22 protein-coding genes are annotated in these 26794 nt (G+C 34.8%); 10 read left to right on the top strand and 12 right to left on the bottom strand.

Annotated elements, in window-relative coordinates; translation table 11 throughout:
• Nucleotides 1–388: 388 nt before the first annotated feature.
• The 4 genes from R1F52_06965 to R1F52_06980 are packed head-to-tail and all read right to left on the bottom strand — an operon-like array spanning nt 389 to nt 4529.
• A complete protein-coding gene (locus R1F52_06965; GenBank protein ID WOV92837.1) occupies nt 389–1690 on the bottom strand; it encodes a serpin family protein in 1302 nt (433 codons plus the stop codon).
• Nucleotides 1671–3443, bottom strand: a complete 1773-nt coding sequence (locus R1F52_06970) for a hypothetical protein (GenBank protein WOV92838.1) — start codon at nt 3441–3443, stop codon at nt 1671–1673. Before R1F52_06970 ends, R1F52_06965 begins: the two co-directional genes overlap by 20 nt.
• Nucleotides 3440–4171, bottom strand: coding sequence for an HYR domain-containing protein (locus R1F52_06975; protein WOV92839.1), 732 nt, complete (start codon nt 4169–4171; stop codon nt 3440–3442). The genes R1F52_06970 and R1F52_06975 overlap by 4 nt, the downstream gene beginning before the upstream one ends.
• Nucleotides 4140–4529: a hypothetical protein gene (locus tag R1F52_06980; protein WOV92840.1), complete on the bottom strand. Its 390-nt coding sequence runs from the start codon at nt 4527–4529 to the stop codon at nt 4140–4142. The genes R1F52_06975 and R1F52_06980 overlap by 32 nt, the downstream gene beginning before the upstream one ends.
• 188 nt (nt 4530–4717) lie before the next feature.
• On the opposite strand from R1F52_06980, the gene R1F52_06985 reads away from it, so the two are divergent.
• The 7 genes from R1F52_06985 (at nt 4718) to uvrC (ending at nt 15305) form a co-directional block, all read left to right on the top strand.
• The gene (locus R1F52_06985; GenBank protein ID WOV92841.1) at nt 4718–5245 is read left to right on the top strand and encodes a serpin family protein; all 528 of its coding nucleotides are present in this window, start codon (nt 4718–4720) and stop codon (nt 5243–5245) included.
• Between the two features lie 211 nt (nt 5246–5456).
• Nucleotides 5457–6536 carry an Mrp/NBP35 family ATP-binding protein gene (locus tag R1F52_06990; protein WOV92842.1) on the top strand — a complete coding sequence of 360 codons (1080 nt, stop codon included), beginning with the start codon at nt 5457–5459 and terminating at the stop codon, nt 6534–6536.
• 23 nt (nt 6537–6559) lie between these two features.
• Nucleotides 6560–7069, top strand: a complete 510-nt coding sequence (locus tag R1F52_06995; protein WOV92843.1) for a GTP-dependent dephospho-CoA kinase family protein — start codon at nt 6560–6562, stop codon at nt 7067–7069.
• 1944 nt (nt 7070–9013) lie between these two features.
• Complete coding sequence (gene uvrB, locus R1F52_07000) at nt 9014–10921, top strand: excinuclease ABC subunit UvrB (GenBank protein ID WOV92844.1); 1908 nt, start codon at nt 9014–9016, stop codon at nt 10919–10921.
• Nucleotides 10922–10959: 38 nt separating this feature from the next.
• Nucleotides 10960–11790 (top strand): hypothetical protein, encoded by an 831-nt coding sequence (locus tag R1F52_07005; GenBank protein ID WOV92845.1) that lies wholly within the window; start codon nt 10960–10962, stop codon nt 11788–11790.
• Nucleotides 11791–11802: 12 nt separating this feature from the next.
• Nucleotides 11803–13719, top strand: coding sequence for an excinuclease ABC subunit UvrA (gene uvrA / locus R1F52_07010; GenBank protein WOV93885.1), 1917 nt, complete (start codon nt 11803–11805; stop codon nt 13717–13719).
• The gene (uvrC, locus tag R1F52_07015; GenBank protein WOV92846.1) at nt 13716–15305 is read left to right on the top strand and encodes an excinuclease ABC subunit UvrC; all 1590 of its coding nucleotides are present in this window, start codon (nt 13716–13718) and stop codon (nt 15303–15305) included. The genes uvrA and uvrC overlap by 4 nt, the downstream gene beginning before the upstream one ends.
• Here the strand turns inward: uvrC and R1F52_07020 are convergent, their stop codons facing one another.
• Nucleotides 15306–15845, bottom strand: coding sequence for a plastocyanin/azurin family copper-binding protein (locus R1F52_07020; GenBank protein ID WOV92847.1), 540 nt, complete (start codon nt 15843–15845; stop codon nt 15306–15308). It lies immediately after the preceding gene.
• A gap of 130 nt (nt 15846–15975) precedes the next feature.
• On the opposite strand from R1F52_07020, the gene R1F52_07025 reads away from it, so the two are divergent.
• From R1F52_07025 to R1F52_07035, 3 genes are all read left to right on the top strand, one after another.
• Nucleotides 15976–17067 carry an LLM class flavin-dependent oxidoreductase gene (locus R1F52_07025; GenBank protein WOV92848.1) on the top strand — a complete coding sequence of 364 codons (1092 nt, stop codon included), beginning with the start codon at nt 15976–15978 and terminating at the stop codon, nt 17065–17067.
• A gap of 368 nt (nt 17068–17435) precedes the next feature.
• The gene (locus tag R1F52_07030) at nt 17436–17639 is read left to right on the top strand and encodes a hypothetical protein (GenBank protein WOV92849.1); all 204 of its coding nucleotides are present in this window, start codon (nt 17436–17438) and stop codon (nt 17637–17639) included.
• 343 nt (nt 17640–17982) lie between these two features.
• Nucleotides 17983–18174 (top strand): hypothetical protein, encoded by a 192-nt coding sequence (locus R1F52_07035; GenBank protein WOV92850.1) that lies wholly within the window; start codon nt 17983–17985, stop codon nt 18172–18174.
• Between the two features lie 14 nt (nt 18175–18188).
• On the opposite strand, the gene R1F52_07040 is transcribed toward R1F52_07035, so the two are convergent.
• The 7 genes from R1F52_07040 to R1F52_07070 form a co-directional block, all read right to left on the bottom strand.
• The gene (locus R1F52_07040; GenBank protein WOV92851.1) at nt 18189–18377 is read right to left on the bottom strand and encodes a hypothetical protein; all 189 of its coding nucleotides are present in this window, start codon (nt 18375–18377) and stop codon (nt 18189–18191) included.
• A gap of 79 nt (nt 18378–18456) precedes the next feature.
• Nucleotides 18457–19377 (bottom strand): CFI-box-CTERM domain-containing protein, encoded by a 921-nt coding sequence (locus tag R1F52_07045; protein WOV92852.1) that lies wholly within the window; start codon nt 19375–19377, stop codon nt 18457–18459.
• A complete protein-coding gene (locus tag R1F52_07050; protein ID WOV93886.1) occupies nt 19334–22642 on the bottom strand; it encodes a DUF5011 domain-containing protein in 3309 nt (1102 codons plus the stop codon). Before R1F52_07050 ends, R1F52_07045 begins: the two co-directional genes overlap by 44 nt.
• A 111-nt stretch (nt 22643–22753) precedes the next feature.
• A complete protein-coding gene (locus R1F52_07055) occupies nt 22754–25222 on the bottom strand; it encodes a DUF2341 domain-containing protein (protein ID WOV93887.1) in 2469 nt (822 codons plus the stop codon).
• A gap of 111 nt (nt 25223–25333) precedes the next feature.
• On the bottom strand, nt 25334–25588 hold the full coding sequence (locus R1F52_07060; protein WOV93888.1) for a DUF2341 domain-containing protein: 255 nt from the start codon (nt 25586–25588) through the stop codon (nt 25334–25336).
• Complete coding sequence (locus R1F52_07065) at nt 25569–26333, bottom strand: hypothetical protein (GenBank protein WOV92853.1); 765 nt, start codon at nt 26331–26333, stop codon at nt 25569–25571. The genes R1F52_07060 and R1F52_07065 overlap by 20 nt, the downstream gene beginning before the upstream one ends.
• Nucleotides 26311–26742 carry a hypothetical protein gene (locus R1F52_07070; GenBank protein WOV92854.1) on the bottom strand — a complete coding sequence of 144 codons (432 nt, stop codon included), beginning with the start codon at nt 26740–26742 and terminating at the stop codon, nt 26311–26313. Before R1F52_07070 ends, R1F52_07065 begins: the two co-directional genes overlap by 23 nt.
• Nucleotides 26743–26794: the final 52 nt, after the last annotated feature.

Consider the following 26794-nt stretch of genomic DNA (forward strand, 5'->3'; position numbering starts at 1 on the left):
ATTTTCCTCCATATCATCATTTTCAAGGGGGGTTTAACACTTGTTCGTAAATATGATATTCAAATGTAGAATCAGCCCCCTAGTTAAATTTAAGATGTGTGGGTAAGTTGAATCATGAGTAAATACTCAACCCCTTGTTTCATCTGATATTTGGCATTATAAATAAATGAATAATTGTTATCATAAATAGTCATTAGACCTCTGTGAGAGAGGATCAAAAAGAAAATAATAGTGGTAACGATGTATGAGAGTTGATATAACGTCTGTCAAGTTAATGGAACTTGTTCATATACATTATTATAAATTTAGTTTTTTTATATCAGTAATATCCAAAATATTTTTATCCAGCAAGATTATCTAAATCACATTAGTTTAGTGTACGTTGATGCTAAATAGTTGGGTTTATTATTTTACCGATAAATAGAATTGAATTAGTTTCAGAATCCCATATCATAAATATAAAGGGTTGATCAGCATGGAATGTTTCTGCATTTAGAATACCATCATCACTGATTTTATCATTCACAATTACAGTCACAGCTGCCGCTTCTGTACCTTTCTCATTTACATCTACAAATGCAAAATGTAGTGCATTAGATATGTATGTAGGCATATCAGATAGTTTGAAGAAATTTGCTCTCTCTCCAAATGCATCTTTTATTCCTGCATCCTTTAAAATGGGTATTAAATCATAATCTACATTAATTTTAAACTTTGGAAATAGCACCCCTACAGCCGTGGGTGTCATATTGTCAATCCATCTGGAGAGACTTGTCATAGAGAGTTTCTTCTCTAATGACTCCATACTTGCAGAATCATCAGGTATAATTGCAAGCATTGAAATTCTGTCACCCTTGTATGGCATCTGAATCATTTTAATTCCGTCTATTTTGGTATAGTTGAATGATTTAGATTGTTTCATCATCTCAGTCTTAATGCTATTTTCAGAATCTACCCAAAAATCTCTATTTTGTGTGGCTGTTGGCTTAAACTCTGATACCCACGTTCCATTAAAATATACAGCATTGGTAAGAATAATTGCAGTATCCCCATTAATTATGGGAGGTTCTATGATATTGGTAATCTTTTCATTAGTTGCATCACTTGCCCAATTATTAATCATATCATAACTTGATTGACTAGTGTTAATTTTACCTACAGAACTATCATAATATGTAGATAAAACATCTACATATCTCTGATATGGGTTGAATGTATCCTTTATCCATAACGCATTTGCAACATTTAGTGTATATTCTGTGTTGTTTGCTCCCAAAGTTTGAATGGCGGATTTTATTGCATTTCTTCGAGATTCATCATCAGGCAGTAGACCAAACACATCTTTTATTTCTGAGGCAGTTTGACCATCTGTACCCTCGTAGGACATGGCCATGGCAATGAATACGCTGATAGGAGAGAAAAAGATATTTTCACCAGGTTCATCCTTTATGATATCATACATATTTAGAGCAAACTCGTTATTGGCTCCCCATGGGAATGAATTGTTAATCATGTTGACATCTGAGGAGTATGATTCTATATTGGATGTATCTTTTACAGAGTCTAGTATAGTATCACTTGTATTTGATTCAGAATCAAACATCTGTGCTAGTGTAGGTAGGGTAAATAAAATACCCAGTACTATAATCGGCACTAATATAATTAATAGTCTAGTCGATGTTAAGACCATTAGTTTCATCCTTTATATTTTCCCATGCACTAAATACAACAAATCCTGTACCGCCATGTCTTTGAACAAATTCAGAATTTGAGCATATATTAGTATAACTATTTGGTTCTATACCATATCTGCTCTCTAGTGGTAATGTAATACCACAAGCACGAGCCACATTAGATCCTATGAGTAAAGAATTATCCCCATCATGATATACTATTGGCCCACCACTATCGCCATGCCTAACAGTGTGGTTAAATAATCCCAAATTTGTATTAACACAAAACGTATTGGTTCTTAACGTAGCATTTTTGTACAATAGTGTAGCCATCCCTTCAGTATATCTACCATACATCCATATGTCTGATTCGTAGGGCACATCAGACAAATTTCCTTGAGTTACATTGAATATATCACCGTTCTGTTTTTGTATTTGATTCAAGGGCGCTATTACTTTATTATTAGTTATAGGTATAAACGCAGCATCGTATTTACCACATTCTATTCCACGTCCTTCATCGGTAGATAATAATATATTATCAGAGGGACGTACAGACTCGCTTATCTGTTTATAATATCTCTCGTTAAAGTTATTTGTACTAATCTTCACACCATGACCTGAAACAACTATACCTTTTACACCAGATGAAATGGCACCGATTGTAATTGTTGATCGTTCTACTCGTATATTATCATCAGCTCTAGCATCATTCGATGGCGCATATAGTAATTTATTTCCTCCATAAACTTTTTCTACTGATTCTACCGTCGCCTCAAATCCTATGTGTTGTTTATTCCCAGACGAATCAGTAAAGAAACAATATATTGTTATAAAAAAATCCCAGATAAAGTTCCCAGACTCTTGAGAACATGTGACTGTAACGTTACCATCAGTTGAAGAAACCTTTACAGTATAATTTAAATATCCGCCAGACTCATTATGTGCAGTAGTTGTAGTATTTAATATAGTGATAGAGAAAGGCGAACTAGTGACGGCTCGTAATAAAACTTCATCTACGACTATATCTTCATAAGATTTGCTAGCATGACCTATAAATCGTATCTTGAAATCTGAATTACTATAACCAGATAAATATATGGATTCTTTGTTCCATACTCCGTCATCTGTTCCATCTTCAGGACCGTATGTTTCAAGGGGTATCCACGACTCTCCATCATACACTTCTACTTTGAGATATTCACCATAGTCAAGACCTCTATCTGCATATCTGTAAAACTCTAGTGATGCTAGAGGAGTATGTGATAAATCTACACCATGTCTCATCTCTAAAATACATTCACTATCACAGTTGTCAGCTTCGGCTATATTGTTTGATATAGTACGACCTGTGATAACAACTCCATCATCTGATGTACCTGTCCTCCAGTCTTGTTCACCTCTTTTTATCCACTTGTCTAGTCCACTCTCAAAGTTGTCTGAGAATATGCCAGATGCAAGTGAGTTTGTACTGGAGACAACTGCACGTATAAAGACACCGTCTACTGCTACTTCTTCAGAACTCTTGCTTGCATGAGCGATAAATCTAATCTTGAAATCAGAGTTTGTATAGGGTATCTCTAGTGTGTGTCTGTGCCATGAGCCATCATCAGTGCTAGAATCAGCACCATATATTGCCAGTTGATTCCATGATCTGCCGTCATATCCTTCTACTTTAAGATACTCGCCTCTATCCAAGGCTGAATCTACAAACCTGTAAAATTCCAGTGTTCTACTTGATGTTCTAGATAAATCAATAGAATTTCTCATCTCCAAGATACAATCACTGTCACAGTTGTCAGTCTGACTACAATGTTCGATGATGAGTGTCCTGGTATGACCACATTATGATCAAGTGTGCTAGATCTCCAGTCTTGTTCACCTTTTTCTATCCATTTTTCTAGCCCATTCTCAAAGTTGTCTGAAAAGAGTGTAGAGCCACTGGCTGTGTGTGTAACTGTAACTATAAACTGCTCACTTGCAATGTTGCCTGAAGTATCACGTGCTGTACATGTAACTGTAGTAATACCTATTGAAAATAGAGAATCGCTTGCAGGTGTACATGATGGTGTTATTGCTCCATCTCTATGATCACTTGCACTAACAGTATATCTCACAGTAGTACCAGTAGAGTCTTGTGTTTGTACTGTGATCGGAGACGGAACTGTAATTACAGGAGGTGTTGTATCAGTAGTTGTAGTACTGGTAGGGAGTGAATATCCATTGTTGATTATAATTGTAGCATAGGTATGACATCTAGAAGCAGTATATGTAGGAATACATCTGTCTATAAATCTATTATAATAATAACAAATAACACTTCCAGATGACACATCACAGGGGTTTTGGGCTGAAGATGAGGAAACCTTTAGAGTTTCAGTGTTATTATTTCTTTCCTGAGATAACTGTGCGAATAGATTTGAACATTGATCTGCAAATACCTCTTCGACCTCAGGATAACACTCATCAGCTAGAAGATTCAAAGGAGATATTGTCATATGAATTAGAAATGTGATCAAAACCCATATACATTATTTCAAGTGGAACATCAACATCAAGATAATCACGTACGTCTTGTTCAGTATAGTTGTTGCCGTATACAAACTCTTGTATATCTATTCCTACCACCAAACTATCATTACCTACAGCAGAAAATATGATCGGTATATACAAAGGCGGAATCGTTGTACCGTTTATTGGTGGTGCATTGCTAACACCCATAGCTGCATTTTGTGCTGATTGCAACATCTTATTTGTTACAATACTATGTGCATCATCAACGGATGTTGCAAATGATACAGATACTGTGAGAGTTAGAGTTGAGAATAATATTAATAGTACAAATTGTGCATACACGACACTATTATAGTGTCTGTAATATTTAAGTATGTTGGATTAGGAGCTCTGTTGCAGTGTCTGAAAATCGTTTCATGCTATATTCTTCATAGGAGTCTTCCTCCATCTACTTTGAATTTTTCATAACTTCCTTACCGGTCTTTCGTTTCTTAAATGCCAATCCGTAAGGTTCTGTAGCGGCTGATACTATGTATGCTTTTGAGCCCAAGTTTAGACATGTGCTGACTAGTGAGATACATGTAGTAGAAATATCATACAAGGGAGATGGATTTTCGATGATAATAGTATCTCCTCGTAAAATAGGTGGTCTCAAAGAGGTGGAATATTCTCTTACTGCTGACTCGTTTAAACAGTGGAGAGATACTATGACACTAATACAATATGCAAAAATTCAATTACCAATGTTTACAATAAATAGCAACTATGATGATATTCTAAAATCATCACTTGTAAAACTTGGAACATCTAATGTATTTGCCCCCAATGTGTCTAATTTTTATAAACTGTCTGATAANAATCTATACGTTGATAAGATTGTACACAAAGCACTCATCACTGTCGATGAAAAGGGCGATAAGCGACCACCAAAATATAAACTAGAGGGTAGCGCTACTGGCATTATGCCCCGTGCGAATCATCCTTTTCTATTTGCAATATGGGGTGATAAAACAGAAAGTATACTGTTCATGGGACGTATAGTGGATCCTACAACATAATCTAATTGGTTCTATATCCCTTCATATTATTTAACACCTACCAGACAATCTCTAACATTTGTCTTGTTTCTGATTTAGCGAAATTCCCCCATTTGCTCTCACAGAAGCATTTTGTTATCCGTTTACATAACGTCAGTCTGTAAATCGCCCAATAACGTTACAGAACCATCAAAATATGCGTTTAAATATTGCTGACTAGTTTTTAACAATATTGGTTGGAATTGATCAAGTTTTAGAGAAACTTGCCACAGTAATTGATCCTGATCTCAAAAAGGATATTGTATCCATGGGAATGATCAAAAATCTAGATTTGAATTCTAATAATCTTAAATTTACTCTAGAGCTTACAACCCCTGCATGTCCATTTAATGCTGAGATTGAAGAAGACGTAAGAAAGGCAATAGCAGAATTGAAAGAGATTAAAACTTTTGATATGAAAATAACTGCCAAAGTAATGGAGGGTAAATCTTTAGAGGACGATACTAGCATGGCAAGTGTTAAGAATATCATCGGAGTGGCAAGCGGAAAAGGCGGTGTTGGAAAATCCACAGTTTCACTAAATCTTGCATTATCATTATCTCAAACTGGTGCCAAAGTGGGATTACTTGATGCAGATATCTATGGTCCTAGTATTCCATTAATGCTAGGAATGAAAGATGGACACATGGAAGTTGAAGACAACAAACTACAACCTGCTGACTTTGATGGACTCAAAGTTGTATCTTTTGGATTCTTTGCAGATCAAGATCATCAAGCAGCAATTTACCGTGGTCCTATAATTTCAGGTATTTTAAAACAATTTCTTGTAGATACAAATTGGGAGAATCTTGATTATCTTATAGTAGATTTACCCCCTGGTACCGGTGATATTCCTCTGACGCTTGCACAAACTATACCGATTACTGGCATACTGATTGTTACTACTCCTCAAGATGTTGCAAGCAATGTTGCAGTCAAGGCATTAGGAATGTTTAGCAAACTAAATGTACCAATATTGGGCGTCGTTGAAAACATGAGTTATTTTACATGTAACAATTGTGAACAGAAACACCACATATTTGGAGATGGCGGTGCTAAAAAAATTAGCGAAAAATTCAAGATACCATTCATTGGGGACATTCCATTGACTTCTGGTATAATGACAGGTTCAGATTCTGGTACTCCTATCACTGTGACTTCCTCTGATTCTCCTAGTGCACAAGCATTTAAAACAGCGGCTATGAATGTGGCAGCACAATGTAGTATCTTGGCTGCTAAATTACAAGAAAATCCTCCTGCAAAAGCAGAGTAAATTTTGGGATAAACTGATCTGTGTTGGGTTTATCTGAATCTTTGAAAACTGAATTATCTGAACCGTTGGGTGTGTTGTTATCTTCTGGCAAAGACTCTGATGTTGATATAATTAAATCATACATACCTGCCAAATCATTACTTGTAACTGTTGGTGATTCTACAACTGAAAAAATGATCAACTTTGGATTTTCACCTGATGTGCAAATAATAGACGGTATGGAAAAACGTAAAAATCGACCCCCAATTGATGATCGTTGTGTTAATACTAATCTTACATGTGACAACCCTGCTGGAACTATTACCAAATCAAGTTTGAGTATAATTACGCAATCCTTGCACCTGCCAAAACCTGTACGAATAACTGTAAATGGGGAAGAAGATCTACTTGTACTTCCTGTATGTTGTGAATTTCCTGCAAATTCAATAATTATGTACGGTCAGCCTAATGTGGGTCTTGTAATTGTAAATGTTGGTAATTCTAAAGTAAAGGCCAAAAATCTGCTAAATTTGGTATTAGACTCCATGCTATGATTACTCTATTTTTCTATAAATTAAATGGGTCAGAAATTTAGCAGCTTAATCATATGTTCATACAGCCACCGTTTCATCATACCCATTTAATGTTCTTTATCTTATACTATTTGGGTTTTATTTCATTTGTACACACTATGGTATTATGTTGGTGCTAAATATGGTTTTGAAAGTTTGAGTGATAAAAAATTATTGTGTTACTATACCACGTTTCATTAAAATCTCTGTGGTTGTAGGTGTCAGACATACTGCTGAATTATCAGATACTTTGAATGCTAATTCTTTATCACTACCACAAACTACATCCATTGGTTTAACGTTATATTTCTCCATTTGTTTTTTTGGTGATTTAACTTCCATCATCATATTGTCTTCCATCATCATCTCATCACCCATCATCATATTATCTTCCATCATCATCTCATCACCCATCATCATATTATCTTCCATCATCATCTCATCACCCATCATCATATTATCTTCCATCATCATCTCATCACCCATCATCATATTATCTTCCATCATCATCTCATCACCCATCATCATATTATCTTCCATCATCATCTCATCACCCATCATCATATTATCTTCCATCATCATCTCATCACCCATCATCATATTATCTTCCATCATCATCTCATCACCCATCATCATATTATCTTCCATCATCATCATTTCACCAAACATTTTCATATAATCGTCATCATGATGTAGTGCTTTTACATCAATAAATGGACAGTTTACAACAAATTCAGGTGTACTAATTGTTACATCACCTTGTGCTCCTTTGGCACTTACATCTTCAAATGACATTATTTCGATAGGAGTTGTATCATTGGCCCATGTTGCTTTCAAAATTCTCCACAATGGACTGTAAAATTCATCACCTATATTCGTCGAACCTATGCTAGGTTGAAAACCTGCAGGACCCACACCTTCAATTCCATTTGTGAATACAACTAGATCTGAAGAGCCTAGGAATAATGTTTCTGAAAGTTTTGGTACAAGAGGTATGCCTAAATCNTCCACTGGACCTTCTGCAGATGCGTCAGTAGCAATATAGAATATTACTTTGTTATCAAAATAACCCTTGTGACCTACAAATACAACATATCCTTCTTCAGTATTTATCTCTAAAATTTGTCCGCCACCATATGATGTATCATCAGTTAGCGTCATGTTTTCTCTGATCTGCATTTGACCATCACTCCATTTTATAAATGGACAATTTACAACAAGTCCTGGAGCTTCAATTGATAATTTGCCGTTGTTAACTGCATCTAGAATCGCTTCTTCTGATTTTAACTCCTCTACACTTGCATCTTCTGTCCAAGTGACAACATTGACATTCCATAATGGACTATACCCTTCATCTCCTGGTTCTGAATCTGCAACATTTGGTTGAAAACCAAGTGCTCCGATTCCTTTGATTCCATTTGAAAATACATAAATTTCTGCTAGTGCAGATTCTGGTACACGTGCAAGTTCAGGTGTATATGTTACAGGAAATCCAGTAAAATTGTAGAGATCATTTGCTATTTTTTCTATAGATGCCTCAGTTGAAATGTAAAATACTTCATTACCATCAACATAACCCATTGTTAGTGGTATGTAAATTGGGATATTTGCAGAATGATCTTCCATCATTTTATTGTGCATCATAGAGTCGTCATCTGGCGTTGCGCTTACTGAAACCGTAGATATGACAAATAATAGTGTGAAAAGTGGTATTAATGCTAATTTATTCATAAACTTAACAATCAATTTTCACATATATACTTTTTGTAATTTTATTGTTAAATTTTAGAGTTTATGAGATTTATACAAGAATTATGATTTCTAATATGACAAATTTCAACGAAATATTTGTTAAAAATATATATTTTGATGAATAGATTAACATTTAGTTTTACTTTCTCTTAGTAATATGGAGTCAGTTTTTTTATGCATGCAATAAAAAAATTCGACCTGATATCTGATTTTAAACCAATTCCTGAACAAACTCGAGCCATTAATGATTTAACAAAAGGACTTGGGAAACAAATGGTTCAGACTCTACTGGGTGTAACTGGTAGTGGTAAAACCTTTACTGTGGCAAACACTATATCTAATGTTGGGAAAAACACACTCATCATCTCACATAATAAAACACTTGCAGCTGAGCTATACACGGAACTGAAGAATTTTTTCCCCAACAATAATGTAGGATATTTTGTTAGTTATTATGATTATTATCAACCCGAAGGTTATATTCCTCAAACTGATACGTATATAGAAAAAGATACTCAAATTAATGAAAAGATTGAAAAAATGAGATTAGAATCAACTGCGATGCTACTTTCTGGTGAACCTACAATCATTATTTCTACTGTATCCTGCATCTACTCACTTGGAAATCCTGTAGATTGGGAACAAATGTCTATAAAATTAAAACAAGGAGATGTCATAAAACGAAATGAACTTTTGATACAATTAATCACAGCTCGATATCAGAGAAATGATACTAATCTAGTACCTGGAAACTTTAGAGTAAGAGGCGATACTATAGACATCATACCTGCATACTCTCAAGATATTGTACGTGTGTCTATGTTTGGTGATGAGATTGAACGATTATCAATACTACATCCTATCACAAACAAGGAGAAGAATAGAATAAATGAGATAAAATTATATCCTGCTAAACACTATCTCATCGATAAAGATGTACAAGAAAATGCTATTATTTCAATAAAAAAAGAGCTTCAAGATAGATTAAAAGTACTAAGTGATTTAAAACGTGAAAGACTAGAGAGTAGAACAAAATATGATTTAGAGATGATAGAGGAGATGGGTTATTGCTCCGGTATTGAGAATTATTCGAGACATTTTGATGGTAGGGACTTGGGGGAACCCGCATTTTGTTTATTGGACTTTTTTGGTCAAGATTACATAATCATTATCGATGAATCGCATGTGACTTTACCACAACTTCATGCCATGTACAAGGGTGATCATTCTAGAAAAAAAGAATTGATAAATCATGGATTTCGACTTCCCAGCGTGTATGATAACCGTCCATTAAAATTTGAAGAATTTGAAAAATATATAAAATCAAATACTATCTTTGTATCTGCCACACCATCTGAGTATGAGCAAAAAAATTCTACAAAAATTGTACATCAAGTATTACGTCCTACTGGTCTGTTAGACCCCCCAATTCAGATTAGATCACGAGAGAATCAAATGGATGATTTGTTATTAGAAATCAAAAAATCTGTAAAGTGTGATCAACGTGTTTTAATCACTACTTTGACTAAAAGAATGGCTGAAGATTTGGCAGAATATTTATCGAAAAAAAATATTGCAGTCCGTTACATGCATTCAGAAATTGACGGATTAGAGAGGACTGAAATAATCAGACAATTACGTTTGGGGGAATTTGACGTTTTGGTTGGAATCAATCTACTTCGAGAGGGTCTAGATATGCCAGAGGTGGCACTTGTGGCAATTTTAGATGCCGATAAAGAAGGATTTTTACGCAACTCTACTAGTCTAATTCAGACCTTTGGTAGGGCAGCTAGGAACAAACATGGTAGGGTCATAATGTATGCAGACACTAAAACTAAATCTATGAATATCGCAATTGCCACTACAGATGCTAGGCGTAAAAAACAGATAGATTATAACAAAAAACATGGGATCACTCCCACTAGTATAATAAAACCAATTCCTGAACAACCAGATAAAATCGCTTATGATATCAAAAGTAAAACTAATCATCAATTGGAAAAAGATATTATTGTAATGGAGAAGAAGATGAATAACGCTGCTGAAGAATTGGACTTTGAGTTCAGCTATAAAATATCGTGAAGTATTAACAAAATTGAAAAAAGAGCTGTATATGAAAATTGACTATAGAAAATTTAAAGATACGAGGGGCAAGACATCATAATCTTAAAAACATTGATCTAAACATACCAAAACACAAGCTAGTGGTAATAAGTGGAGTATCTGGTTCTGGTAAATCTACACTTGCTTTTGATACCATATATGCTGAGGGACAACGCAGATACGTAGAATCGTTATCTGCATATGCACGACAATTTCTTGAGATTATGGATAAACCGGACGTGGACGTTATTGAGGGACTATCACCTGCCATTGCCATACAACAAAAAACAACTAGTAAAAACCCACGATCGACAGTTGGTACAACCACTGAAATCTATGATTATCTGCGACTATTATTCTCCAGAGTAGGTATCCCGTTTTGCCCTAAATGTAGTAGAAAGATATCGAGTCAATCAATAGATACCATATGTAATTCTGTATTGAAAGAATTCACCTCTCAACAAGTGTTGATTCTATCCCCACTTGTACGTAGAAAAAAAGGCACACATGAAAAGATTTTTGAAAAAATTAAAAATGATGGTTATTCTCGTGTACGTGTAGACGGTTCAATACATCTTTTGGATGCGGATATGCCAAAATTAGATAAACAACTATGGCATGATATAGAAATTATAGTTGATAGAATCACCATTCAAAAGTCAGAGCGCTCAAGACTCTTTGAGGCAATTGAGACAGGTGTAAATGCCTCCAATGGGGATGTAATCATTCATTCAGAGAAACATACCAATATTTACTCAAAAAATAATGCCTGTCCTCACTGTGGAATAACAATCGGTGAGATGGAACCACGTGCATTTTCTTTCAACTCTCCATTTGGAATGTGTTAACAATGTAATGGTATAGGGGCAAAATTTGAGTTTGAAGATGATCTAATCATTCCAAATCCTACAAAATCTATTCTTGATGGTGCGATTGCTCCAATATATCGAGCGTATGGATGGGAGAATCGTGAAGTTCTTAAAAGGATAATGAGATCTTATAAAATTAAATCAAACGTTCCTATAGAAAATCTAACTGAACGACAATACTCACTATTGTTGTATGGTAAATCCGACGTACAAGGATATGATACTGGAATTCTTCAACTCTTAAATTTATCATATCAAAGAGCGTCCACAAATATGAAAGAATGGTATAGTCAATTCATGTCTTTTACCCCCTGCAGAAAATGTAAGGGGAAAAAATTACGTCCCGAATCACTAGCTGTACAAATTAATAAAAAGGGAATTATAGATGTATGTGATTTACAGATAGATGACTGTGTACAGTTTTTTGATAATATAGTTTTAAATGATGTTGAAAAATTCATTGCAAAAGATGTCCTCAAAGAGATAACCTCAAGATTAGGATTTTTAAAAAATGTTGGATTGGGATATTTGTCTTTGAATAGACTTAGCTCAACTCTGTCTGGAGGTGAGGCTCAAAGGATACGTCTTGCAACACAGATTGGCTCGAATCTTACAGGTGTGCTATACGTGCTAGATGAACCTACGATTGGATTGCATCAAAGAGATAATGCACGATTAATCAGTACATTGATAAAATTACGTGATCTCGATAATACCATAATTATTGTAGAGCACGATGAGGTAGTGATTAAAAACTCAGACTGGATTGTAGATATTGGACCTGGTGCTGGAATTCATGGTGGTAAGATTGTTTTTCAAGGTAAAGTCAAAGATATATCAAAATCAAATTCTATCACCGGCAAATATTTGAATAAAAAATTATCCATTACTTTAAAGAGTAAGAAACGTACACAAAATGGATTTTTAGAGGTTAAAAATGCTCGTCAAAACAACCTGAAATGTATAGATGTCAAATTCCCACTAGGCTTATTCATTTCAGTGACAGGGGTGTCTGGCTCTGGTAAATCCACACTTGTTAATGATATATTGTTAAATTCCCTGGAGAGTAAATTTTACTCTGTGAAGAAACGAATTGGTCTTCACACTCGAATAATCGGTACAGGAAATATAGACAAAGTAATATCCATTAATCAATCTCCCATAGGTAGAACCCCTAGATCAAATCCTGCCACATATGTGGGTGTGTTTACTCCAATTCGCACTCTCTTCTCTGAAACTGAATCTTCAAAAAAACGTGGCTATAAACCAGGTAGATTCTCATTTAATGTCCCTGATGGCCGTTGTAGCGCATGTGAGGGCGATGGCGTTAAAAAGATAGAGATGCAATTTCTCTCTGATGTCTTTGTAAAATGCAGTGTATGTAATGGAAAACGATTCGACTCTGAAACACTATCTGTCAAATATAAAAGTAAAGACATCTCAGACATTTTAGACATGTCAGTAGAGGAGGCATTGAAGTTTTTTGAAAATATACCTTCAATTAAAAATAAATTACAAACAATTTATGATGTTGGTCTTGGATACATCAAACTTGGACAGTCCTCTATCACTCTATCTGGTGGTGAGGCACAACGCGTAAAACTGGCAACTGAATTATCCAAAACTCATACTGGAAAGACACTATACATCCTCGATGAGCCTACGACAGGCTTGCATTTCTCTGATGTACAATTATTACTAAACGTGTTGAATAGACTGTGTAATCTTGGCAATACGATAATTGTCATTGAACACAATATGGATGTGATTAGAAACTCGGATTGGATAATTGATTTGGGTCCTGAAGGTGGTGATAAAGGAGGCCATATAGTCACTCAAGGTCCACCCTCGGATATCATAAAAAGTAAATCAAGTTATACTGCAGCATATTTAAAAGAATACTTATGAAGTATAAATTTGACATATTAAAAAAAACAATACCAACTCAACCTGGTATTTATTTGATGAAAAACACTGCCAAGAAAATCATATATATCGGTAAGGCTAAAAATTTAAAAAAACGTGTTTGTTCATATTTTACAAAAAATCAAAATTACAAGACTGAAAAGCTGTTGGAAAATATTGCAGATATTGAATACGTGTTGACAGACACTGAGAGTGAGGCATTTTTACTAGAATCAAATATGATAAAACGGTATCGACCAAAATACAACATAAATCTNAAAGATCAGCAACGATATACATACTTGAGATTAACTAGTGAAAAATACCCTCGTCTATTGGTTACTCGACGTACTAGGGATGGGAAATTTCTAGGTAATGGGAAGGTATTCGGTCCATTTACCCATGGCAGCTCTAAACTATTATCCATCGGTACACTACGAAAATCATTTCAAATTCGAATTTGTAAAACATTGCCAAAAAAAGCATGTTTAGAGTATCATTTGGGAAATTGTGAAGCCCCCTGTGAATTTAAAAATGCACAAAAAAACTATTCTCACCACATAGATGGTCTGAGCAGAGTTCTCACAAATCCACAACATCTAGTCACATTCAAAAGTGTGCTGCGCTCTAAAATGGAGGTTGCCTCCAAACATCAACAATACGAGTATGCAAAAAATATTCGTGATACAATATATCGATTAGATAACTTGACAGCAGAGCAAAAAATGGAGACAATATCTGGTTCTGATGAAGAGTATTTTGGGATTGACATTGTTGATGATATTGCCACCATTATGACTTTTCGTCAAATTAGAGGTGTAATACAAGACAGTGATAGATTTTCATTTGAAATACTCGGTGATAATATGTTTTCGAATTTTCTTTATCAATATTATACCACTCGTAAAATTCCAAATACGATAATTATCAATGTTCCAATAATTAATAAAAAACTTTTAGAGGTGTTGTTGTCTAGTAAATCTGATCGTGCTGTTAAAATCAATCTTCCTAGTGGTAAACAGAAAAAATTAATGAGTTTACTTTTGAAAAATATTCAAGTTTTTCAAACTGCAGGTACAGAACCGGGTCTTGTAGAGCTAAAACAACTATTACATATCACTAAAATTCCTAAGATAATAGAGTGCTTTGATATATCAAATCATGGCTCTGATTTTGCTGTCGGTTCTATGTCTAGATTCTCCCAGGGTATTCCTGATAAATCAGGATATAGAAAGTTTAAGATAAAAACCATACGCGGCAGAGATGATTTTGCAATGATTGGAGAGATTGTAAAACGACGATATACTAGACTAAAAAACCAGTCTTTGCCTTTACCTGATCTTATACTTGTTGATGGTGGCAAAGGCCAATTAAACGCAGCCTATGCTGAATTGAAAAAACTGAATCTATCTATTCCTTGCATATCGATTGCAAAGGAGAATGAGGAGATTTACACGGTTGGCAAATCTGAGCCATTAATAATATCTAGGGATAAAAAATCTCTTCAAATTTTACAATTTGCAAGAGATGAATCTCATAGATTTGGTGTATCTTATAATCGACATGTGCAAAAAATGAATATAATCTAATTAACTTACAGTGATACTTCCAACCATCCATGGATGGACTTGGCAATAATAGTCAAAAGTTCCAGTGTTTGTAAATAATTGTGAAAATGTAGTACCGCTAGCAAAGATTGAACTATCCCAACCATTTGGATATGCCTCACCTACTAGATTTGGATTTTCTTGAAGATTACCTGTAGTTACTGTGTGTACTGCGATATCATCGTTAGTCCAAGTTACAGTATCTCCCACATTGATTTTTGCGTTAGATGGTGAGTAACATATATCGTTTTGTACACAATCCGGTGATCCAGCTCCATTAGGTATTGAAATAAGAACTCTTTTTGGAGCAGTATCTTTTTTTATCTTTTCTTCCATCATCATTTTCTCCATCATTTTCTCCTCTTCCATCATTTTCTCCTCTTCCATCATCATTCTATCCGTGTTTTTATTATAATCTGCTGAACTGTCATCTGCCAAGCCAGACCATACAACTGCTACACCTACACCGACAAATACAATAGCGATTGTCCACAACATGGCAGCTTTATCTACTGAAGTCATTATAATTCAAACAAAATCCACTTACTTATAAATATATTTGATATCTCTGATGAATGATTATTCTAATTAATGAATAAAATACTGTGTAGATTAGATGACTAAATTTATTAAATAAACAATTGAAAAATTAATGTTGAATAAATTAAAATTTGGAATCCAAAATGGGTTAAATGTAGCCAGAGCTGGATATTCTATTGATCAAATACTTACTGCGTGTATGTTGGCAGACAAAACTGGTTATGATTCTATTTTTTACATGGATCATACAAACGTACCACAATGGAAAAACGCAACTGTACTTGATCCCTGGGTTATGTTATCTGCAATTGCCGCAGTTACACAAAATGTTGAACTTGGAACATGTGTGACAGATGCCATTCGTCGTCACCCATCAAACATATCTCTTGCAGCAATTACCCTTGATCGTGTCTCCAAGGGACGAGCTATACTTGGTATAGGTGCAGGAGAAGCACAAAACCTAAAAGAATTTTGCATACCTTTTGAAACACCTGTAAGTAAATGGGAAGAGCAAATTCAAGTTATTAAAAAATTATACACATCAAACCCAGATAATGTGGTAGATTTTGATGGAAAATATTATCAACTAAAAGGAGCTTGTCTGCAAGCTGCCCCTATTCGTAAACCATATCCACCAATATACATGGCAGCTGGAGGTTCGCGAACATTGAGATTAACTGGTAAATATGGTAATGGTTGGCTTCCAATTGGATATACCCCAGAGTTGTTTGAAGATCACGCAAATAAGATTAAAGAGTCAATGGATTCAAACAATCGATCTCAGGAGGAAAAGGATAATTTCCAATATGCTCTTGACATTGATGTTTATTTTTCCGAAGATGCCGAAGAGTCTTGGGCAAAGATGAAAGAGGCAATAAAAGTAAGCCTTTTCAAACCCGAAGTATTACGTGTACATAATCTTAAAGAAATTCAAGGTTTTGATTTCAAAAAATACTTTACAGAATACTCTATGTCAAATCAAGAGTGGATTGTAAAGATGCGAGAGGCTGCCACCACAATTCCAGATAATATAGCACGTTCATCTATCGGAGTCGGTACGGTTGACGATATAATACCCGTATTTGAGAAATTCATGAACAAAGGCGTAAATCACTTTGTTATTAGATTTTGGGGCAAGAATTATTTTGGCAGTATTGATAAATTTGCCAGTAGCGTAATGCCACGTTTAAAAGAACTTGTCTAATTTTTAATTATTTTAATAATACTAAAGTTAGGTTCTGTTGCAACTTTGGGTGTTACTCATAAATCAATGAATTATAATTGTTATTATAAAAACAGTAAATTATACCACAAATGTGTTCACAAATTGTAACGAATCAATAATGTATTTCCTTGTTAATGGCAGTCCTGATACAATCTTAGAATTATATTTTTTGCTTTTCATAACACTGCAACAGTTAGGCACACTAGGGGACTCGCTCAGATGCCCATTTACGATTTTATACAAATCTCTTGCGTGTATTTCTATTTGTGACACTCCGTTCTGCCTAGCGTCATTCGTTCATAATATTCGATAAATTGTCAAACTTTAAAATTATTGGTATATCAATTATGGCCATCATCATAAGTTTGGGATTTGTGGCTTTGACCACACTATCTATTTCAAATATTCCCAGTATTAATGAATATGTTGGTCTTTATGACAAAAGTGTCGAATTATTAAACAAGATGAAAGAAGTACAGAAACTAAACAATGAATTGATACAGTTAGAATCTTACGCAAATGCTGCAACCTTAGAACGTGATAAACTTTGAGACAGTTCAATAAGATATATGCTGAAATCACCACAGAGTATAATGAAGAGTATATAGTCTATTAAACACTCTTTTGACAAGATACTCTACAAATGATCAATGGGATCGTTATGATGAAATTTTACAGTATATGACCGTATTAGAAAATAATTATTTAAAAGATACCAATGCTCATAATGCTCATTTGAGTAATTATTTTGATGATCTTTTAACATAACGTTCAACATATAATAACAAATACGGTGATTTGGCAAATAAGATATCTGATATTATTGACAAGTAGTGAATAAAATGTATTTGAGATTCTTTTTTATACACTGGATAAAAACGGAGACAAAATAACATGGATGTTTTATTGATTGTATATCTCACGATTAATATTTTGATTGCGTATATCAATCAAGCAGATCTATCTTTTACACATTATCTTGGCAGATATGGATTTTATATTCTTCTAGCAGGATTATTAATTTATGGTTCATATATGTTGATTACAAGAAATAGTGATAAATCCAAGAAGAATCAAAAGAAATAAAATTAAAATAGAGATTATAGTATCGCTCCATGAATAGCACCCGAATTTGCAATAGAGCCTTTACTATGATTATTAACAATTAACTCATTGCCACTAGTACCAAGTTTATTTGGTGTGGATTTTACAGATATGTCACATAAATAGTCGGCAAATATCTCAGATTGAGTTTTTAAATTAATAGTATCAGATTCGTCATATTGCATATATCAAATATTTAATTTTTTTCCATCACATCATTGTGGTCAAAATTAGATTTGAGTGAAATGATTTTATGTAAAGAATTTAAGATACGAGTTTGACAGATTTAATTTTTTTATGTAGATAAACAAATGCCAATGTTGGTAGACCAACATAAATTAGCAAGTTGATAGCAATTACAAGTAATCCCAAAGCCAACACACTATTCTCCGAGTCATCTACCATCGTCATTATAGATACACTAGAGAGTAGAGGATATAGAATAGTCTGAATTATTTCACGCAGTAGAGGGTTTTCACGCTCAGCATCTGCAATTACAGGTGAAAAGGTGTAATAGATTTGGTTGAATGATGTTATGAAGGATATTCCAGGTAGACTAGTCATTAAAGTTGTATCACGTATCTCTCTGAGCATTTGTACTTGTTGTGAAAGCTCAGTTCCATATACTGCTGTTGCGATTAGACAACCACCTTTACCAGGAGAAGTGGTAGTAGAGTTATCATCCTTTATGGTTTTATCATCCTTTATGGTTTTATCATCCTTTATGGTTTTATCATCCTTTATGGTTTTATCGTCCATCATAATATCATCATCCTTTATGGTTTTATCGTCCATCATAATATCATCATCCTTTATGGTTTTATCATCCTTTATGGTATTATCGTCCATTATGGTACCGGTAGATGTAACAGGTAATGTAGAATCAAAAGTGATGGAACCGGTGGGTTGAGAAATATCTACTAATTTTTGTTCACTTGTAAAGAAAGTATTAGAGTATACGCTAGCCTTTACAAATACAAAGCGTTCATCAGAAGACACTAGACCCAAATAGACGACTCTATCAGAGTAGGGCTGTGTTAGGGAGAGTTGAGTTTTAATTACTCCTAGTTTGGAACTACTAATAGTAACAAAAGCATCATCAGATGATGGGCTAGCAATAATTTCAACTAGTTTTTTATCATCAGCTGACTTCCCAAGATACTTTGTGAATAATAGCCTCTGCAATTATTGGGGCTTGACCACCAGTGAATATACGACCTGCGCCGCCGCCTCCTGAGCTACTGCCATCACCACTACTAGTAAATGGAATAGGTGCAGGTACTTGAGTACTAGTGGCACCGGTGGAAGATGTTAGAGCATAGGTGGATAGGTGAGTGGTGTAAATTGTTACATGAGTGTTGTCATCTACAAAACATTCGTTTGTGGAAGTAGTGGTTAAAAGAGTATTAATTTCTGCGATATTACTAGTACCACAGGATGACATCTGGGTTGGTGTAGAGCCAATAGTATTTACATAATATGCATTATAATTATTTCCACCTTGATTTTCAAATACAATAGATACAACTGTATCACCTAGGTTGAGATCAATTGTTACATCTCCCAAAGTTATAGCTGTAATCGTTACATGACTAGTAGTAGTCTGACCTGCAGTTGTAGATGGTACAGTAATAGTAGCAGTACGTGGTGCAAGGAATTGCGAATCCCAAGTACCATCATGAGTAATAATAGTACTAGTAGGTATCATGACTGTAATGTCATTAGTAGATACAAGTTTGGCAGTTAATCCTGCAGTGATATTAGTAGTGTTTAAAGTAGTAGCGATATAATTGATAGTAACATTTTGATGTTCAGGTGTAACAATTAATGGTACGTCTATATGAAGAAGTGTAGGAGACACCATCTGATCGCTTGATGTAACGTTACTTTGGACGTTTAAGCTATTTTCTGTATTAAATATACCATTATTTACAGCGTCTAAAACAGAATCTGTAGGAAAATGTACATTAGCTCCAGAACTATGTTGTAGATTTGTGTTAACCACATGTTCAGATATATTGTTACTAAAAGTAAAAACCAAAGTAGGATTGTTTGTAGAATCAACATTAGTAGTAGTGAATGCTCCTGAAGTTATACCCAATCGTGATGAATTAGGTATGATTACATTTTCACTAAATGTAACAGTTAGAGTATGTGCTAAAGTGTCATATATTGGAGTATTAACGACTGTTGGTCGTATAGTGTCACGAACAACTATAATTCTATTTACTTGAACGGCATTATTTCCTGCCGAATCAACAGAGTTGTATGTGATGGTGTAATTGCCTACAGTATCTGTATCTACAGTGTCACCACCAATGACGATAGGAGAGTCATCATCAGTAGTGGCGTTTTGCTCATTATATGTGGAGTTTATGTTTAGTGTTATGGTACTACTGCCATTCAGTGTGATTACTGGGGGAATAGTGTCACTAACAACTATAGTTCTATTCACTTGGGTGGCATTATTTCCTGCTGAATCAACAGAGTCATAGGTGACGGTATAATTTCCCACGAGAGATGAATTTACAGTGTCACCACCAATGACGATAGGAGAGTCATCATCAGTAGTGGCGTTTTGCTCATTATATGTAGAGTTTATGTTTAGTGTTATGGTACTATTACCATTCAGTGTGATTACTGGGGGAATAGTGTCACTAACAATTACAAGCCTATTCACTTGGGTGGCATTATTTCCTGCTGAATCAACAGAGTCATAGGTGACGGTATAATTTCCCACGAGAGATGAATTTACAGTGTCACCACTAATTGTTACTGGAGAGTTATCATCAGTAGTGGCGTTTTGCTCATTATATGTAGCGCCAACAAATAGTGTTATGGTACTATTGCCATTCAGTGTGATTACTGGGGGAATAGTGTCACTAACAATTACAAGCCTATTCACTTGGGTGGCATTATTTCCTGCTGAATCAACAGAGTCATAGGTGACGGTATAATTTCCCACGAGAGATGAATTTACAGTGTCACCACCAATTGTTACTGGAGAGCCATCATCAGTAGTGGCGTTTTGCTCAGAGTAGGATGAGCCAAGTTCTACATAAACAGTAGCATTACCAATTAGTGTGATTACTGGGGGAGTATCATCTGGTGCATCAGAAATTATTACAGTTCTATCAACTTGGGTGGCATTATTTCCTGCTGAATCAACAGAGTTGTATGTGACGGTATAATTTCCCTTGAGAGATGAATTTACAGTGTCACCACCAATTGTTACTGGAGAGTTATCATCAGTAGTGGCGTTTTGCTCATTATATGTAGAGCCAACAAATAGTGTTATGGTACTATTGCCATTCAGTGTGATTACTGGGGGAATAGTGTCACTAACAATTACAAGCCTATTCACTTGGGTGGCATTATTTCCTGCTGAATCAACAGAGTCATAGGTGACGGTATAATTTCCCACGAGAGATGAATTTACAGTGTCACCACCAATTGTTACTGGAGAGCCATCATCAGTAGTGGCGTTTTGCTCAGAGTAGGATGAGCCAAGTTCTACATAAACGACATTATTACCATTCAGTGTGATTACTGGGGGAGTAGTATCTGAAATGTTGTTAATTACAGGTTGATTCACAAAGTTTTCTAGTGTTATGTCAGTATTTTGAGTAGAGTTTATTCCACCACTAGTTTTAGTATATGAGATAATTATGGTTTCATTTGCCAAGAGATTTCTGCTTAAATTCAGAGTAATTGAAGAGGAGTTTGATGTTATACTATCTATTGTAGCAGATGTTCCATTAAGAGCAAAGTCGGTTATAGTGGCCGAGTAAGTAATGTTTTCATTAAAAGTAATTATAATGTTATCACCTTGTGTATTGGTAATAGCAGAAGTTATCACTACACTTCTATCTTCAGGTGTAGATATAGTAAAGAAAGTAGAAGGAGAGTTTTGATTTGCATACTCTGTTGCAATCCAGTCTGCAGAGCGAGCAGTAGATGATAGTCGGAATTCATCTAATTTGCCATTAAAGAATTGATTAAATACCCAATTGATTTTTCCAATATAGTTTGTTGTTCTATTCACATCATTAGATGTATGCACAGCACCACTAGTAATTGAGGTACCATTGTGATAAATAGTTGCTGTACCTGATGATTCATGTACAACTGTAAAGTATGCCCATTGACCTTTCTGCAAAACACCACTAATTGTGACATTCTGAGATACGTTACCTCTTAGCATATCATATGTCAAATCCGTGTTAGCATAAGGGGAATAATCCAATATAGGGCTTTGAAATACAATATTGTCTTGTGCCAGACCATTGCCAAAATCAACGAATCTAGCAAAACCTCTATTGCCACCAATATTTGCCCATACCGAGATGGTAAAGTCTGTATTGTAGAATAGACTACCTGCCAAGTCTGGAAGATCAAGATAATTTACGTAGTCTGGGTATAATCCATAAAAGTTTAATCCATTACCAATTTGTGCAGATACTGAATTATTAGGGCTAAAGGCAAAACGGTTTGGAGTCTGTGGTGTTGCATGACAATCATTCCCTGATGAGTCTAGGGTAGAGTTTGCAGTAAAAGTGGATTAATCCATGTGATAAATTATTTCATAGTCTGAATCCCAAACATTATCATGTATAATAGTTGCCGCTAATGAGACATTATAATACATGTAGAGTATGGTATCACTGGTATTGCTCAAAGTAGGTAGACGAACCCAAGCTACTAGAGTACCGGTAGTAGCATTATTAGTAAATGACTCAATTTCATGCTGTAATATAGTAAATCCATCACTGCTAGTGAAAATAATATCGGCTCCGTTAGGCAGAACAGCTGAATTGTTCAAAGCAGAATCAGAGATACTTACTAGAAGGGTAAAGTTTTGAAGAGTTGTAGTTATTTGGTTACTGTTAATAGTAATTTTCTGTCTAGTATCCCACAAGGAAGGTAAATCAAAAAATTGAACATTATTAGTGATTGGTTGATTTGTAAAGTTTGCAAGTGATAAATCATTCACGTTTGTAATATTACTAGTTGTTTGATTATATGATACTGTTAATGGCAATACAGGTGGAATGTTAGAGTCTAGTGTTAGATTGATGGCAGTGTCATTATGTCTAGTTATACTAGTTGTAGCAATACCTGAAATACTTACTGCAAAGTCAGTTGGAGAAGTGGTATTGGTAAGAGTGACTACTTTATCAAAGTTGACAGTTATGTTGTCACCTCGCTGGTTTGTGTAAGCGTTAACAAAGATTGGAGGTGGTAGAACATTATTAGTGATTGGTTGATTTGTAAAGTTTGCAAGTGATAAATTATTTACGTTTGTAATACTACTAGTTGTTTGATTATATGATACTGTTAATGGTAATACAGGTGGAATGTTAGAGTCTAGTGTTAGATTGATGGCAGTGTCATTATGTCTAGTTATACTAGTTGTAGCAATACCTGAAATACTTACTGCAAAGTCAGTTGGAGAAGTGGTATTGGTAAGAGTGACTACTTTATCAAAGTTGACAGTTATGTTGTCACCTCGCTGGTTTGTGTAAGCGTTAACAAAGATTGGGGGTGGTAGAACATTATTAGTGATTGGTTGATTTGTAAAGTTTGCAAGTGATAAATTATTTACGTTTGTAATACTACTAGTTGTTTGATTATATGATACTGTTAATGGTAATACAGGTGGAATGTTAGAGTCTAGTGTTAGATTGATGGCAGTGTCATTATGTCTAGTTATACTAGTTGTAGCAATACCTGAAATATTTACTGCAAAGTCAGTTAGAGAAGTGGTATTGGTAAGAGTGACTACTTTATCAAAGTTGACAGTTATGTTGTCACCTCGCTGGTTTGTGTAAGCGTTAACAAAGATTGGAGGTGGTAGAACATTATTAGTGATTGGTTGATTTGTAAAGTTTGCAAGTGATAAATTATTTACGTTTGTAATACTACTAGTTGTTTGATTATATGATACTGTTAATGGTAATACAGGTGGAATGTTAGAGTCTAGTGTTAGATTGATGGCAGTGTCATTATGTCTAGTTATACTAGTTGTAGCAATACCTAAAATATTTACTGCAAAGTCAGTTGGAGAAGCGGTATTGGTAAGAGTGACTACTTTATCAAAGTTGACAGTAATATTGTCACCTTGCTGGTTTGTATAAGCACTAACAAAAATTGGAGGTGGTAGAACATTATTAGTGATTGGTTGATTCACAAAGTTTTCTAGTGTTATGTCTGTATTTTGAGTAGAGTTTATTCCACCACTAGTTTTAGTATATGAGATAGTGATGATTTCATTTGCCAAGAGATTTCCTCTTAAATTCAGAGTAATTGAAGAGGAGTTTGATGTTATACTATCTATTGTAGCAGATGTACCAGTAAGAGTAAAGTCAGTAGTAGGAATAACCGAATAGATAATGTTTTCACTAAAAGTAATTATAATGTTATCACCTTGTGTGTTGGTAATAGCAAAAGTTATCGCTACACTTCTATCTTCAGGTGCAGATATAGTAAAGAAAGTAGAAGGAGAGTTTTGATTTGCATACTCTGTTGCAATCCAGTCTGCAGAGCGAGCAGTAGATGATAGTCGGAATTCATCGAATTTGCCATCAAAGTAGGAATCAGTTCCCCAATTGGATCTTCCGATATAGTTTGATGCTCTATTCACATCAAGAGATGTATGTACGGTATCACTAGTAATTGAGGCGCCATTTTTGTAGATAGTTGCTGTACCTGATGATTCATGTACAACTGTAAAGTGTGCCCATTGACCTGTCTGCAAAACGCCTCTAACTGCGATACCCAGAGAGTAGGCACCCTGTAGCATATTATATCTTAAACCATGGATAAGTTCATAGTAAGCAAATAGAATATTGTCTTGTCTCTCACCATTGCCAAAATCAACGATTCTAGCCTGACTTTTAATGGCATCAATATTTGCCCATGCCGAGATGGTAAAGTCTGTATTGTGGAATAGACTACCTTCCAAGTCTGGAAGATCAAGATAATCTCCGTTGTTGTTGTCTACTCCATCAAAGTTTAGTCCATTACCAATTTGTGCAGATACTAAATCATTAGATTCAAAGGGAGTAGAGCCTGTAGATAGTGGTGTTGCATGACAATCATTCCCTGATGAGTCTAGGGTAGAGTTTGCAGTAAAAGTGGATTAATCCATGTGATAAATTATTTCATAGTCTGAATCCCAAACATTATCATGTATAATAGTTGCCGCTAATGAGACATTATAATACATGTAGAGTATGGTATCACTGGTATTGCTCAAAGTAGGTAGACGAACCCAAGCTACTAGAGTACCGGTAGTAGCATTATTAGTAAATGACTCAATTTCATGCTGTAATATAGTAAATCCATCACTGCTAGTGAAAATAATATCATCTCCGTTAGGCAGAACAGACTGAATTGTTCAAAGCAGAATCAGAGATACTTACTAGAAGGGTAAAGTTTTGAAGAGTTGTAGTTATTTGGTTACTGTTAATAGTAATTTTCTGTCTAGTATCCCACAAGGAAGGTAAATCAAAAAATTGAACATTATTAGTGATTGGTTGATTTGTAAAGTTTGCAAGTGATAAATCATTCACGTTTGTAATATTACTAGTTGTTTGATTATATGATAGTGTTAATGGTAATGCAGGTAGAATGTTAGAGTCTAGTGTTAGATTGATTGCAGTGTCATTATGTCTAGTAATACTAGTTGTGGCAATACCTAAAATATTTACTGCAAAGTCAGTTGGAGAAGTGGTATTGGTAAGAGTGATTTCTCTATCAAAGTTGACAATTATGCTGTCACCTCGCTGGTTTGTATAGGCGTTAACAAAGATTGGATATGATGGAACATTATTAGTGATTGGTTGATTTGTAAAGTTTGCAAGTGATAAAGTAGGATCTACACTATCAGTGATATTTGTGCCTGTATCGTTGTATGATAAAAGTGGAGAGTCGTCAAAAGATAGGGTAGAGTTTAGTGAAAGAATTATAGAAGTTGCATTATTACTAGTTATACTATTCACAGAAGTGGATGAATTAATTATAGCAAAGTCGCTAAGGAATGTAGTACTACCTACTGTAATATTTTTAGAAAATACAACAATAATATTGCTACCAGTTGTATCAGTATACACTCTACTAGGAGGATTCAGAGCTGACATTATTTGTTACACTAGAAATATTAATGGAACCAGAAGGGTGACCATCAATTCTTATCAGAGTCTGAATAGATGTATAAGATAGACTAAGACTAGTAGTAGGAGTTATGGGCGGAGATACAACTATGGCGATAGTATTAGCGTCAACATTATAAAAATCAGTTATGTTATAGTTGGCAGGATTAAACACAAAAGATGAATTTAAATTAGTCCGAGTAGCTAAATCCGTGTATGTGATATTGGAACGAATCGGCACAGATATAGTTATCGTATCACCATCAGTATTAGTAGATGCATTTATAGGTGCATATTGTCCAAAAGCAGAATCTAGTGGAAAGAGCAAAGTGGCAGAGAGAACGATAATAGCAGTTAAAGAGAGAGTCATCACATATGAATGATAGACATTATGCAATATTTATCAAAAATAATAAAATGATTTATAATTGTTTGTTTGATGGGTTCTG

This window comes from Nitrosopumilaceae archaeon AB1(1) (genome assembly GCA_033471095.1).
Taxonomy (GTDB): Archaea; Thermoproteota; Nitrososphaeria; order Nitrososphaerales; family Nitrosopumilaceae; genus Nitrosoabyssus; species Nitrosoabyssus spongiisocia.